We start from the raw sequence: 13,734 nt of genomic DNA, 5'->3' as shown, positions 1-13,734 counted from the left end.
GGCAAATTCCGAAAGTGGGCAACTACGATGGGTCAGCCGACGGCGCGGCGAGCGAGTCAGCTTCGGCCTGCTTAAGAACCAGGCGGCGAATGGCGGTGGCGTGGCCGGTAGCGGGATCGACGTCGACCAGCGTGCCGTGCAGTTGCACGTCGCCGGTCGCCACATCGAACTGCGTCGGCTGAAAAGTGATTGTAGTCTCCAGGACGCGGTCGATTCTACGGCCAAGGATGCTCTCGTGCGGGCCGGTCATGCCGACATCGCATTGAAAGGCCGTGCCGCCAGGAAAGATTTGTTCGTCGGCGGTCGACACATGCGTATGCGTGCCCAGCACGGCACTCACGCGGCCGTCCAACATGCGCCCCATCAGTTGTTTGTCGCTGGTGGCCTCGGCATGAAAATCGAGGACGCGGATTTTGACCTCGGCGGGCAACTCGGCCAGCACTCGTTCGGCAGCTTGAAAGGGACAATCGACGGGCTTCATAAAGACGCGGCCCAGGAGCGAGAAGACCCCGACCGATTCACCATTCGTGGCTTTCACCACCGCCCAGTTTTTGCCCGGAGCTTTGGCGGGATAGTTCGCCGGCTTGACGATGTTCCCCTCGCTGTTGAGGGTCGCGCTGATCTCGTTGCGGCGATAAATATGATCGCCCAGCGTGATGCAATCGACGCCGGCGGCAACCAGCTTTTTATAGATCGTCGGGCTGAGGCCGCTGCCATCGAGGGCGTTCTCGGCATTGGCAATGACGAAGTCGATTTGCTCGCGCGTGCGCAGCGGTTTGAGCGCCTGCATGACAATCCGCTGCCCCGGTTTGCCGACGATGTCGCCAATCAGCAGAATGCGCACAGAGGTGCCTCTCAAAAAAACGCGATCCCTCTCCCCAGAGTACTAGGGAGAGGGTGTTTAAATGCATTACCTCGCCACTTCAATGAATCGCGATTCACGCACCACGGTAACTTTGATCTCGCCGGGGTAGGTCAACTGTTCTTCGAAGGCCATGGCGATATCGCGGCAGAGTTTTGCTGCCTTGGCATCGTCAGTATCGCGCGAGCTAGCGAGGACGCGCAGTTCGCGACCGGCTTGAATCGCGAACGCTTGTTCGACGCCGGGAAATCCGCAGGCGATCGACTCGAGTTCTTCCATTCGCTTGATGTAGCGCTCGAGCGATTCGCGGCGAGCACCAGGTCGCGAAGCACTGCAGGCATCGGCAGTGGCGACGAGCATGGTGTAAGGATACTCGGTGACTATTTCGTCGTGATGACCAAACGCCGCGTGAACCACTTCGACCTTCTCGTTGTGCCGCTTGAGCAGGTCGGCACCGATCTTGGGGTGACCACCTTCGAGCTCGTGATCGGCCGCTTTGCCAATATCGTGCAGCAATCCCGCGCGGCGAGCGAGCGTGCCATCGAGGCCCACCATTTCCGCCAGCAGGCCCGAGAGGAAAGCCACTTCGACACTATGCCGCAGCACGTTCTGGCTATAGCTGGTGCGGAAGTGAAGCCGACCGAGCATGTAGATGACGCGCGGATGCAGGCCATGCGCGCCAACTTCTTCGGCAGCTTCTTCACCCTTCTTTTGAATGAAGCCTTCGATCTCCTTGGTCGTTTCCGCCGCAATCTCTTCGATTCGCGAAGGATGAATACGACCATCGGCAATCAGCTTGGCCAGCGATTGGCGGGCCACTTCGCGGCGGACTGGATCGAACCCGCTGACGATGACGACGCCGGGAGTATCGTCGATAATCACGTCGACTCCGGTCGCCTTTTCGAACGCGCGAATATTGCGACCTTCGCGACCGATGATGCGTCCCTTCATTTCGTCGTTGGGGATGTCGACCGTGCTCGTCGTGCTTTCTGCGGTGTGGGCAGAAGCATAGCGCTGAATTGCGGTGAGCAGGATGTCTCGCGACTTCTGCTCGACCTGCTCCTGCACGCGGCGTTCGTGCCGCAGGATGATGGAACCCATCTCTTGCTGCAACTCTTGTTCGAGCGTATCGAGGAGTCGCTTGGAAGCCTCGCCGGGCGAAAGTCCGCTGAGGTTGTGGAGCGTGGTGCGTTGAGCTTCGATCAGTTTTGCCAGTTCTTCGTTGCGACGGCTGGAGTCTTCCAGTCGTTCGGCCAGGCGGCGCTGGGTGGTCTCGACAATCCGCTCTTGCTTGCGGAGGTCGTCACTCGATTGCTGCACTTGCTCGGATCGCTTTTCAACGGCCCGTTCGCGTTCGCGCAATTCGTCGCGGCTCTTGGTCAACTGCTTCTCGGTTTCAGCCTTGGAAGCTAACTCCCGCTCTTTAATGGCCAGCTCAGCTTCCTTCACCTTGGAAGCAGCATCGCGCGCGGCGCGGTCGAGAATTTCTTTGGCCTGGTTTTCGGCATCGACCTTGCGCAGTCGATCGAGAAACTTTACTACGCCAAACGTCAACACGGCTGCAACTGCTGCCGCAATCGCACCGACTACTACAGGATTGTCCACAACGCCTCCGCTATTTTCTGGCAGCGAGAGTGCGGACCTGCTTCGCATGTTAACGCGTCACGGGGAAGTGATGAGCACTACCCGCGCGGCGTCAACTCTGACGGCGAACGAACAAACGTGTTTGACGAGAACCAACTTGACGAGTTTGCTACCAACTTCGATCGAGCACACGAGCAGGGTCAGCGATTCGCGTGGCAACCTGTGCCAAGGCACGAGCCGCAAGCGAGGGGACCAATGGCGGGGAAAGCCAACGATGAAGTGCGATCCGAATTTCTGACCACTCCAATCGGCCGACGGCACCGCCTAGCGAACCCGTTCGCACCGGGCGAACGTCGGCGGCACGATTGCCAGTCGAGATGTGGCGACGAGCGCGCTCTGCCGCAGACTTGCTCTTCAGCAAGCGGCAGGCAGCGCATAGCCAGTACCACACGATTGCGAGAAACTCCATACCACTCATCCCGTTCCATGAACCGAAGCTCATGAAATTCTGCTCGTGAAATACAGTCGAGCAGCAGAACGCCACCCGCAAGATCACAAGGCAACGCACCATCAATCCGCGTGGCTATCCATCGCCCCACGGCGTGCAAAATCGATTACGAACGTCAAAACGCCTGCCCACTTCGCCTTCAGGCCGAAGCAAGCTCCGCACCAGTTGCCAGTTCATGAATGAACTGAGCAAGGGGCGAAACCAATGCCGCCCCCTGGCACGAGTAGCATATTAACACAGTCTTCGCATGCTGCAACCGGAAGGGGCGGGAGACGAGGCGCAGAAGGCAGAAGGCAGAAGGCAGAAGGCAGAAGAATCTAGATACAGATTTATTGCGCAAGACCCCAGTCCTCAGGTCCGGATACCTTTTCCTAATCTCCCGGCCCTCGCCCCTCGTCTCCCGCCCCCTCTCCTACCGCGGCAACTTCGCACTGTAATGGACTGCGCGATGCCGGTTGTCGTCGTAGGCAAAGTGGAGCCACTCTTCGTCGGCGGAAACAAAGCCGTCGGGGTAGTTAATCCGCCCCTTGGGCCCGTCGCTCGATTCGGGCACCAGCACGCGGCGATAGGGCCAGGTCTTCAAACCGTCGAACGTGATCCAGAGCGACAGCGGGCTGCGGTGGCCGGGATTCGGGTTGTGCAGCATGGCGACCTTATCGCCACCGAGCGGATAGAGCGTGGCCTTCGAGCCCGGATTGGGAATGTCGGTCTTGCGGGCCATTGTCGGCCAGGTCTTGCCACCATCGGTCGACTCGGCGTAGTAGAGCACCCCGCCTAGCTTGTCGGCGCGAATGATCATCGCGATCCGGCCATCGCTCAGTTCCGCGATGTTTGCTTCGGCCCAGCCAAAGTATTGATCGTTGTCGGTGAGAGCCACGTTGCCGTGCTCGCTCCACGTCTGGCCGCCGTCATTGCTAATGATCACACCGTTGCGCGGATTGGTGAACTTGCGTTCGTGGATTGGCATCTCCTGCTGATCGTTCGGGCCGATGTAGTGCTGAAACGGGGCAATGATGCGGCCATCGCGGGCGACGATGTGGTTGCGAATGAAGGTCCGCTTGGCGAGTCGACCGGGCACCGCTTCGGGCTTTGTCCAGGTTTTGCAGTTATCGCTGCTGCGCATGATCCAGCTTTGCCAGTCGCTGTTCCAGTGCTTGGAATGCGTGGAAAAGAAGAGCGTGCATTCGTTGCCGCGAATCATCAGTTCCGTTGGGCCCTGGCCAATCGTCTTTCCTTCGCGGGGGAAGGTGGTGTCGAACGCTTCGGCCTTGGTCCAGGTCTTCCCTTGGTCATTGCTGCGACTGATCGCGGTGTAGTTCTTGGGCGATGGTTCGGTATCGCCGCCGGCGAGGAAGAACAGAATCCACGAGCCATCCGGCAGTTGCCGCAGCGTGGTGTCGCAGACCATTTTGTTCGGCGTGATGCCGTCGTAGGGAATCGAACTGCGATCCTGCTTGGCGTCTTCCGCTGCTTGCTTCGCCCACTTGTCCGAACTTCCTTCTGTGCCGCGCGGCGGTACGAAGGTCGAAGATGGCGCGGCCGGTTTGGTCTCGGGCTTTGCTTCAGTCTTGGCTGGTGCTTTCGGCTCTTCCTTTTTGAGATTGCCCGTCGCCTTGCTGACCATTCGCTGCAGCCGCGACTTGTCATTCACCAGCTTGCCTGCGAGCACATCGGCTTCGGTGAAGTCGGCAAAGAGGATCTCGCGCTCCTTGGCCCGCTCGCGATCGTATTGAATAAAGATGCGGCCATCGGGTGCTTGAAAGCCATCGGGATAGGAAACGCCTGTCCGCTCTTCGAGCAGAAGGCCACCCTGCCACGACTGGCCATCGTCTTTCGAGATGAAAGCCCGTAAGTGCGACCGCTTGGCGGTCCGTTCATCCATGTTGCCGTGCTTCACCAGCAGGAGATTTCCAGACGAAAGCCGTCGGAGAAAGAATCGGGCGTTGATATTGGGAAACCGCACCTTGGGTTCAGTCCAGGTTCGCCCCTGATCGCTGGAGTAGGTTTCAGCGATGCCATCGACGGTCCGCGCGAGCATCCACAGCTTGCCGTCCTTGAGTTCGACGGTCATGTGTTCGTCGAAATCGAACTTGGGAAACACGGTGCCGCCGCGCTTGGTCCAGGTCTTGCCTTCGTCGTTCGAAGCAAAGAGCCAAGCCTTGCGATCTTCGTCCAGTTCATGAAAACCGTCCGTGAATGTCTTCACAAACGCCTGCGGATCGGCTTCACCCTTGAGCGCCGCGATGGGCGTTCTGATCCGGCTCCGTTGCCAGAGCGAAATGGGCATCAGCCAGGTGCCGTCCTTCAGCACCGTGGGCTTGTTGAGTGTGCAGCCGTGCCAGATGCGGCGCGGTTCCGACCAGGTCGGCTGATCGGCATCGGGATTGTCGCATGTGATGGCCCAGGCTCCCGCGCGGCCGTCGTAATACCCAAGTGATTGATCAAAAAACAACCACAACTTGCCGGTCGGATCGGTCCACAAGTTGCCAACCAGCGTCCGCCGCGGCGTACCATTCGGCGCATCAGTCGGGTCGATCACCAGGCGAGGCTGCGTCCAAGTCTTGCCGCTATCGTCGCTCGTCGCGAGCACAAAGTAACCCAGGTGACTATCGCCCCCTGCAACCCAGCACGACCACAGCCGCCCCTTCGGCGTCCGCTCGATGCCAATCGTCATCGCATAGTCTCGCTGCTCGTGCGAGTACTCCGCGCCGGGGGACTTATTGATCAATGGCGGCTGTAGCGCGAGGTCGTCGGCCGCGGGGACGGCGGCAATTGGTGCGCAGGTAATCGAGAGAAAGAGGACTAATGTCGCGGAGAGGTGTTTCATGGGGATCACTTGATGATGGACATGAATCGTTGCGCTATGGCGGGACTTGAAATACGTTGGCAAGAGTAACTACGCCCCGGCCTTTGAGGGATTCTACTGTAGCAAGTGCTTGCCGAGTTATCCTTGTTCCTCGCAGATCGAGGTGCGTCAACCATGGTAGATCCAGAAGTTGCTCCACACCTTCATCAGTAACTCGTGTGTTTCGCAACAGGAGATACTTCAGCCGAAGACTGCCGGCGATTACTTGTTTGAGGCCGCGATCTGAGATTTGACAGTCATTGAGGGAGAGCACCTCCAAACGCGAAAAGTCTGCCGACTCGAGAAGGCGGTCGTCGGCCGTCGTCGAATTGAGCACCAATACCTTTAGTCGCGAGAGTTTCCCCAAATGCACGGCTGAGTCGCTAGTAAAGGTACAGTTCCGTAGATCCAAAGTTTCCAGCCGAGCAAATGTTGAAAGTCGCTCCATTGCAACATCAGAAATTGGAGCATCCGTGAGGATCAGGTTGTGGAGATTCTGAAGAGTTGAGAGTTTCTCCGCACCTTCTGGCGAGATTGAACACTTCAGAAGCTGCAGACTCCGTAGGCTCGGTAATGTCGCAATGCTTCCGAGGTGACGGTCGCGAAGGTCGCTGTGCTTGATCGAGAGTTCCCGCAGCGCCGGAAGGTGATCGAAGGTGTTGCTCTCGGAACTGAACTCCCCTTGATAAATCTCTATGTTCTTGAGGTTCGTGAAAAGCTGCATATGGCTGGAGAACTCTTCTTCGATTCTCCCTTCGCAAAACAACGTCTCAATCGGTCGATAGATTCTTCCGTGACGGACTTCTCCAATCGCAATCACCGGCTGATTATTAGTCTCGCCAAGTGGGCTCAGACTATTAAACAAGCTGACGCTGGGGTGGCCAGCAAAGAATGCCGCGGCCACTCGCTCTCGCTCGTATCGGCGATACTCACGCACGAACCAACCCAGGGCGAAGGCAAATAGCGTGGTGGCCACCAGCAAAGCGCGAAGCGAAAATCGAAGTCGCAAAGGTTTTCCGGCGACTTTGCTGGACTCAGAGGTTTCGCCAACTACTGACATCGATCAAACTCGCGCTGGTTCCCTGGCGACACAAGAAAGCTACTTCAGCGGTTTTCCTTCGATGGGTTTGCCATTGGTGGTGAGAATCTGCAACTCGTGAATCCGATGTTTGCCGGTGTAGGTCCAGACGAGCTTCTTGCTGGGAGTGACTTCGAACGCTTTGATCGGGCCCTTGGAGCCGTAGCTGGCGATGATGGTGTTGCCGTTGGGCAAGCGCTGGCCGCCGCAAGGGTCAGCAAAAGGCTGTTCTTTCGGGAAGTCGGCGTTGCTGATCTGCCAGACGACGTTCCCCTCGGTGTCGAGCTCGACCGTCTTGTTGCCGTTGGTGAGATTGACGAGTAGCTTGCCGCTGTCGAGTTGAATCGCCGTGAAGGGCCAGTTTTTCGCCGCGCGGCCGCCGAGCGAATCGAGATCGGTCTTCAGTTCGCGGACGATCTTTCCTTCCGGCGTGTATTCCTTCACCTTGAACGCGAGCAGATGCGGCACCAGATAATTGCCGCTCGGTAACTTGCGAGCCATGCGCGTTTGCATGTGGGCGTTGTCGGTTTCAGGCTGCAAGGGAAACTCGAGCTTGATCTTGCCGTCGCCATCAACTTCCAGCAACCGCGGCTTAGGACCCAGCTCGGTGATCAGTGTCTTGCCATCGGCCAGTCGTTCAGCAGTGCCAATCTCTTTGTTCTCGGCGGCCCGCTTGTAACGGAAGACAACTTCCTTCTTGTCGCGGGTGAACTCGACCACTTCATCGGCCCAGGCGACGAGCACGTTCCCGTTCTCGAGGACGTAGCCATCGCGGGCAGCTGGTCGTCCGGCGTTCCAGACTTCGGCATCGTCTTCGCCGATGATTCCCGTGAAGGTGGGGCCGGCAGTAAAGAACGAATGCTTGATCAGCTCTTCGCCGCGAACGGGCAAGGCCGCAGCCAGCAGCAGAACGAGACAGAACAAACGACTGCAGCGAACCAGCATCTGATTTCTCCCCGAGAGGTGTGGGCAAGTTCCACAGTCTAGCCGACGCGCGGGCTTTCCGCTGTAATCAGGTTGTTGCGCCGGAAATTCACTTCACCCGAATTCATTTCAGCCACTTCATGCCCAATCAAAATCTCACCGTCGCCGTCGGTCCTAGTGAGCGGACCGTCGTCACCGCCGAAGGAAAAATACTGACTGCACCTGCCGATTGGATACTCCTGCCGCCTGGCGATGCAGCCCTTACGCGACGGGTGAAGTTGGCTGGTCCAACATGGAGCGTGCAAGAGAAAAGGGGCCGCAAAATATTCTCCCGCGGCATGTGGTGCCCTGCTGCCACCGTGGAGCAGATTCGCGCCGATCTGGCGGCTGAGCGGGCTGATCCGGCGCATGCCAAAAAGAAAGCAGCGGATGCTGCGCGGCGCGAGAAGAAGCATGGCGAGTACGTCGAAGACTTCCGCGGCGCGGTGCTACAGTTCTTAGGCTTCTCTTCTTACTACTCCGCGCTTGCAGAAAAGTTAGCGACTGCCGTCACTGCCCATGCGACGCCTGTAGGGAGTGGCACCGTTGCCCGCACCGAGCGAATTCCGATCGAACAGCGGGCCGAAGCAGCCGTGATTGCCTGGCTGCGGCATCAAACCACCGCTTACGACGAAATGAAGATCGCCCGCATCAAAGGAGAGCGCCGCGAAGTCCGCCGCGAACTGGCTGAGCAGTCACGCAAGCTACTCAACCAATATCGCTCCGACTTCCCCGTCAATCCTGACACCTGCCCACTGCGGACTGCACTCAACAAGGCAGCAGCAGAGGTGATAAAATAGCTGGTATGCAAATTTGGATTGATGGCGATGCTTGCCCGGTCGATGTGAAGGAACTGCTGTTTCGCACGGCAGACCGGCGGCAAGTGAAGATGACCGTGGTCGCGAATCAGTCGATTCGCATTCCGCGATCCGATTACATCTCGTCGCTACTGGTCACTGACGGCGCGAATATCGCCGACCGCAAGATCGTGGAACTACTGACTCCCGGCGATCTGGTGGTGACCGCCGATATTCCGCTGGCCGCCGATGTCATCGCCAAAGGTGGCGAAGCGCTTGACCCGCGCGGGCAACTTCATACGGAGGCTTCCATCGGCGAGCGACTTGCCGTGCGGAACATGCTCGACCAGATGCGCGGCAGCGGCGACGTGATCCGCGGCCCGCGGGGTTACAACGCGAACGATCGGCAAGCTTTCGCTAACACGCTTGATCGGTGGCTTACCAAGGCGATCAAGGAGCGAGAGAAGGCCGGGGGAGAGAGACGAGAGGCGGGAGACGAGGGGAAGAAATAATTCTCTCGGCTCCAACTGCAACGTCCCTCGACACTTACCGAATTCTGTCCTCTGTATTCGCCTGCCTCCCATATCTCGCCTCTCGCCTCTCGGCCCCGATTTCTTAGAATGAACGTCGGCTGCTAATCGCGCCAAAGTCTTCGCTGCATTCCGTCCGCAAGGAAGTCCCGTATGTCTCGTTCTTTCGTGCATTTGCATTGCCACTCGCATTACAGCTTGCTCGATGGTGCCTCGCCCATTCCCAAGCTGATTCAGCGGGCGAAGGACCATGGGATGAACTCCCTGGCGCTGACCGATCACGGCAATCTGCACGGCGCGTTGGAGTTTTATAACAAGGCGAAGGCCAAGGGGATCAACCCGATCCTCGGTTACGAAGCCTATATTGCGCCGGGCAGTCGCTTCGATAAGAAGGACGCTTCGAACAGCAAGGAAGCCAGTTATCACCTGACGCTGCTCGCGCAGAATCGAGTCGGCTTCAAGAATCTGATCAAGCTTGCCTCGGCCGCGATGCTCGAAGGCTTTTATTACAAGCCACGCATCGACAAAGAAATCCTCGCTGCACATAGCGAAGGGATCATCTGCCTCAGCGGATGTGTTTCCAGCGAGTTCAGCAACGCGATCTTGCGCGGTGGCGACGGCGACGATGCCTTCAAAGCCGCCATGGAAACCGCTGCCTGGTTCAGCAAGCTGTTTGGCGATCGCTACTTCATCGAGATCATGAACAACGGCGTCGACATCCAACGCATTCAGCTGGAAGGGGCCGTCGACATTGCCAAGCGAATGGGCTTGCCGCTTGTCGCCACGAGTGATGCGCACTACGTCGATCGCGAAGATGCCGAAGCGCAAGACGTGATGCTGTGCGTGAACACCGGTCGGTTCCGTACCGACACTAACCGGATGAAGATGGAGAACGATTCGTTCTACCTCCGTTCGCCGGAAGAGATGTACCAGCATTTTCCTGGGCTCGAAGATGCGGTGGCACGGAGCCAGGAGATTGCGAATTCGGTTTGCATCGACCTGGAACTCGGCAAGCGGCACTTCCCCGTGTATGCCTTGCCCGAAGGTCGCTCGACATCTGAATATTTGCGCGAGCTGTGCATCACCGGCCTCAAAGATCGTTACTCCGACGATCCGGAGATGCTCAAGGACGATGTGCTGGCCGACGTGGTGATCGCGCGGCTCGATCGTGAACTCGATGTGATCAACAAGCTGGGCTTTCCCAACTACTTTCTCATCGTTTGGGACTTCGTACGCGAAGCTCGCGACAAGGGAATTCCCGCGACGGCGAGAGGTAGCGGTGTCGGCGCGCTCGTCTGCTTCGCGCTCTACTTGAGCCACGTTTGCCCGATCAAATATGACCTGCTGTTCGAGCGGTTCCTCGACCTGAATCGCAAGGAAGCGCCCGATATCGACATCGACTTCTGCAAGGAACGTCGCGGGCTCATCATCAACTATGTGAAGGAAAAGTACGGCGAGGCGAACGTCGCACAAATCGGCACCTTCGGTACGCTCCAAGCTCGTGCGGCGATCAAGGACGTGGGCCGCGTACTGGGAATTCCGGTCGAGCGCGTGAATAAACTCACGAGTCTCGTACCCGATCAATTGCACATTTCGCTGGACGAAGCGATTGAGCAGGCCGAAGAACTGAAGCATCTCTATCAAACCGATGCTGAAATTCGCGAAGTGTTGAACTTGGCTCGCAAGATCGAAGGGCTCGCGCGGAACATCGGCACGCATGCGGCCGCAGTCGTGATCGCCGACAAGCCGCTGACCGAGTACGTGCCGCTCGGTAAGGTGAGCGGTAAGAACGACATCATCACGCAGTGGTCGATGGGCGATGTCGAAGCTGCTGGCCTGCTGAAGATGGACTTTCTCGGCCTCCGCAACTTGACGATCCTCAGCAAAGCGGAAGACATCATTCTGCAGACGACGGGCAAGCGAATTAACCCGTACAAGTTTCCGCTCGACGATAAGAAAACCTTCGCCCTGCTGCAACGCGGCGAAACGAAGGGCATTTTCCAGCTGGAATCGGGCGGTATTCGCGACCTGCTGCAGAAGATGAAACCCGATCACTTCCGCGACATCATCGCCACGAACGCGCTCTATCGTCCTGGTCCGCTCGAAGGGGGCATGGTCCGCGACTACGTCGAAGTGAAGAACGGCCGTCAGGCTGCCAGTTACATCCATCCCGTGTGCGAGAAGATCCTCTCGGAAACGCACGGCGTGATGGTGTATCAAGAGCAGGTGATGCGGATCCTGAGCGAACTGGGCGGCATTGAACTCGCCAGTTCGTACACGTGCATCAAGGCGATCAGCAAAAAGAAGGAAGAGCTGATTGCCAAGAACAAAGACCAGTTCCTCATCGGCTGCGGTGAGAAGGGCCTCTCGAAAAACGAGGCCGAAGACTTCTGGAACATGATCATCAAGTTCGCGGGCTACGGCTTCAATAAGAGCCACTCGACCGCTTACGCGCTGATCGCCTACATGACGGCGTATCTCAAGGCGCACTATCCGGTCGAGTTCATGGCAGCACTTCTCAGTGGTGATATCGAAGGGCGTAACTTTAAAACGAAGGACGCGCTCGTCGAACACTTGGAAGATTGCGCGCGGATGAATATTGAGGTGGTGCCTCCGTGCGTCAATCACAGCGACGTCGATTTCGCTGTTTCTGGCGACAAGATTCACTTTGGGCTTTCTGCAATCCGGGGTTGCGGCGGTAGTGCGGGTGAAGCGATTGTTACCGCGCGCAAGAAAGGCGGTCCATTCCGCGATTTGTTCGATTTTTGCGAACGAGTCGACTCTTCCGGTTCAAGCAAGGGAGTGATCGAAACTCTGATCAAGGCTGGTGCCTTCGATGGCTTTAAGGTGAAGCGCTCACAGTTGTATGCGATTATTGAGCGGGCGATTCAAGCGGGACAGAGCGTTGCCTCAGATCGCAAGAGCGGGCAGAAGTCGCTGTTCGGCGCATTCGCTGAAGAGTCTGACTCGAAGCCCGTTGTCACCATGCCCGATCTGCCGGAGCAGCAGCCGAAGGAGATGGCTCAGGCCGAAAAAGAAGTGCTCGGGTTTTATTTATCTTCGCATCCGCTCGACGAATACAAGCACAAACTGGCCATGTATCGTTCACATTCCGTTACCGGGGCGAAGAGCGTGCCCGAACGGCAGGAAGTGATCTTGGGCGGCATGCTCGGTGCCCTGAAGTTCAGCAGCACGAAGAACCCGCAGCCCGGTAAGCCTTCGCGCTATGTAATGTTCGACCTCGAAGATGACGAGTCGAACAACATCCGTTGCATCCTGTGGCCCGATGGCTTTGTCGACTACGGTCATCTAGTGCAAGCCGACGCGATCCTGATGGTTCGCGGCAGTATCGATCGCCGCGGCGGCGAAGAAGCGAACCTGATCGTCAACGAACTAAGCACGCTCGCCGATATCGACGAGCGGAGCACTTCCGGGATCGAGATTCGTTTCGACGAACGGCAGCACGGTCCCGAGACGATCAAAAAGGCGTACGAGATCGTTCGTGGCTATCCAGCGACAGGTGAGAAACCCGGTCAATTGAAAATGCAGATCGTCACCGAAGACCGCACCATCGTTGAATTGAAAGTGGCCAAGGCTCGGCTAAACATCACTAAAGAACTGGAAGCTCGCTTGCACGACTTACTTGGTCCCGGTCACCTTCGGCTGCTGAAGAATCCTCCCAAGCCATCTGCAGATCGTCCGCCCCCACGACGGCAGTTTCAGAAAGCTGGCGCGAGGTAGGCACTCGCAAGCAGGCAACTCTTCGCCGTCTAAACTGCAAGTCGCGTAATGGGATTAGCTATCCCCGCCGAATCATAAACCGGATCGGGATGAACACCTCGTGTGCTACGGCGAAGCCTTGCCGCTTGGCCGGTGTGAACCGCCAATCACGGACGGCATCAAGTGCCGATTCGTCAAAGCTCGTCATACCGCTGGACCTTTCGACGCTCGCTCGCAGTACTCGACCGGCAGCCGATATCTGCACGCGTAGCATTACTTTCCCTTCCACTCCCGCCAGCAGGGCATCGCGCGGGTACAGTGGCTCGCGGTTGTCTGGCAATTTGCGAGGCAGCTCGTCTACCTTGGCGCCCGCGACCGAAGGGCGAATGGCAGCGACGTTCACTTTGCCGGGCGAAGTCCGCAGCTGATCAGCAATTTGCCGGTCGAGTGGCTTGGCGGCTGTTTCCACTTTCTGCTGCGGTGATTCTTTCGCCTTCTCTCTGGGTGGCACTTTCGCCGGTGCATCGATCGACACCGAAGTTGCTGGCGGCTTATCCGTAGGCATTACATTCGTCGGTTCGTAATCGCCCGACCTGACCACCGGCAGCACCGCCGGGGTCGGTTCCAGCGTATCGCGAATGGGGGCATTTTCGACCGCTACCTGCGGCGGCGGTTCGAGCGACACCGCTTCGACCGACACTTCCACTTCCTGGGTATGGTCGGGCTGGGTCGCCGCGACCGCTGACATCTGGGCGTGAATCAAGATCGCTTCGCCGCGGCGAACTTGAAACTCTAGCACCGAGGGAAATGCTAGCATCGTTCCACCAATTGCTGCCGCCACTGCTAC

10 protein-coding genes are annotated in these 13,734 nt (G+C 58.0%); 3 read left to right on the top strand and 7 right to left on the bottom strand.

Translation table 11 applies throughout. The annotated features are described in order from the left end of the window. Positions 1–22: 22 nt before the first annotated feature. From ETAA8_RS02320 to ETAA8_RS02295, 6 genes are all read right to left on the bottom strand, one after another. A complete protein-coding gene (locus ETAA8_RS02320; RefSeq protein ID WP_315851582.1) occupies positions 23–859 on the bottom strand; it encodes a TIGR00282 family metallophosphoesterase in 837 nt (278 codons plus the stop codon). Between the two features lie 51 nt (positions 860–910). Then, complete coding sequence (rny, locus tag ETAA8_RS02315) at positions 911–2,467, bottom strand: ribonuclease Y (protein WP_238397659.1); 1,557 nt, start codon at positions 2,465–2,467, stop codon at positions 911–913. 148 nt (positions 2,468–2,615) lie between these two features. Next, a complete protein-coding gene (locus ETAA8_RS02310) occupies positions 2,616–2,948 on the bottom strand; it encodes a hypothetical protein (protein WP_145084309.1) in 333 nt (110 codons plus the stop codon). A gap of 418 nt (positions 2,949–3,366) precedes the next feature. After that, a complete protein-coding gene (locus ETAA8_RS02305; protein WP_145084307.1) occupies positions 3,367–5,781 on the bottom strand; it encodes a sialidase family protein in 2,415 nt (804 codons plus the stop codon). A 34-nt stretch (positions 5,782–5,815) separates the two neighbouring features. Then, complete coding sequence (locus ETAA8_RS02300; RefSeq protein ID WP_145084304.1) at positions 5,816–6,859, bottom strand: leucine-rich repeat domain-containing protein; 1,044 nt, start codon at positions 6,857–6,859, stop codon at positions 5,816–5,818. Positions 6,860–6,898: 39 nt separating this feature from the next. Further along, positions 6,899–7,822, bottom strand: coding sequence for a beta-propeller domain-containing protein (locus ETAA8_RS02295; RefSeq protein ID WP_202921514.1), 924 nt, complete (start codon positions 7,820–7,822; stop codon positions 6,899–6,901). A 119-nt stretch (positions 7,823–7,941) separates the two neighbouring features. On the opposite strand from ETAA8_RS02295, the gene ETAA8_RS02290 reads away from it, so the two are divergent. The 3 genes from ETAA8_RS02290 (at position 7,942) to dnaE (ending at position 12,908) form a co-directional block, all read left to right on the top strand. Next, on the top strand, positions 7,942–8,640 hold the full coding sequence (locus ETAA8_RS02290; protein ID WP_145084301.1) for a DUF2293 domain-containing protein: 699 nt from the start codon (positions 7,942–7,944) through the stop codon (positions 8,638–8,640). Positions 8,641–8,645: 5 nt separating this feature from the next. Next, positions 8,646–9,149, top strand: a complete 504-nt coding sequence (locus tag ETAA8_RS02285) for a YaiI/YqxD family protein (RefSeq protein ID WP_145084298.1) — start codon at positions 8,646–8,648, stop codon at positions 9,147–9,149. A 171-nt stretch (positions 9,150–9,320) separates the two neighbouring features. Next, a complete protein-coding gene (gene dnaE / locus ETAA8_RS02280; RefSeq protein WP_145084295.1) occupies positions 9,321–12,908 on the top strand; it encodes a DNA polymerase III subunit alpha in 3,588 nt (1,195 codons plus the stop codon). 58 nt (positions 12,909–12,966) lie between these two features. Here the strand turns inward: dnaE and ETAA8_RS02275 are convergent, their stop codons facing one another. Further along, positions 12,967–13,704, bottom strand: a complete 738-nt coding sequence (locus ETAA8_RS02275) for an energy transducer TonB (protein ID WP_202921513.1) — start codon at positions 13,702–13,704, stop codon at positions 12,967–12,969. Positions 13,705–13,734: the final 30 nt, after the last annotated feature.

It is taken from the genome of Anatilimnocola aggregata (assembly GCF_007747655.1).
Classification (GTDB): Bacteria; Planctomycetota; Planctomycetia; order Pirellulales; family Pirellulaceae; genus Anatilimnocola; species Anatilimnocola aggregata.
The sequence above is the reverse complement of the archived record's forward strand: the minus strand, read 5'-3'. Positions and strand labels throughout refer to the sequence as shown.

What these genes read in the sequence shown, in the direction of transcription:
- ETAA8_RS02310 (WP_145084309.1), bottom strand. Translation starts at nt 2,948, where the DNA reads ATGAGCTTCGGTTCATGGAACGGGATGAGTGGTATGGAGTTTCTCGCA.
- ETAA8_RS02305 (WP_145084307.1), bottom strand. Translation starts at nt 5,781, where the DNA reads ATGAAACACCTCTCCGCGACATTAGTCCTCTTTCTCTCGATTACCTGC.
- ETAA8_RS02300 (WP_145084304.1), bottom strand. Translation starts at nt 6,859, where the DNA reads ATGTCAGTAGTTGGCGAAACCTCTGAGTCCAGCAAAGTCGCCGGAAAA.
- ETAA8_RS02295 (WP_202921514.1), bottom strand. Translation starts at nt 7,822, where the DNA reads ATGCTGGTTCGCTGCAGTCGTTTGTTCTGTCTCGTTCTGCTGCTGGCT.
- ETAA8_RS02290 (WP_145084301.1), top strand. Translation starts at nt 7,942, where the DNA reads ATGCCCAATCAAAATCTCACCGTCGCCGTCGGTCCTAGTGAGCGGACC.
- ETAA8_RS02285 (WP_145084298.1), top strand. Translation starts at nt 8,646, where the DNA reads ATGCAAATTTGGATTGATGGCGATGCTTGCCCGGTCGATGTGAAGGAA.
- dnaE (WP_145084295.1), top strand. Translation starts at nt 9,321, where the DNA reads ATGTCTCGTTCTTTCGTGCATTTGCATTGCCACTCGCATTACAGCTTG.
- ETAA8_RS02275 (WP_202921513.1), bottom strand. Translation starts at nt 13,704, where the DNA reads ATGCTAGCATTTCCCTCGGTGCTAGAGTTTCAAGTTCGCCGCGGCGAA.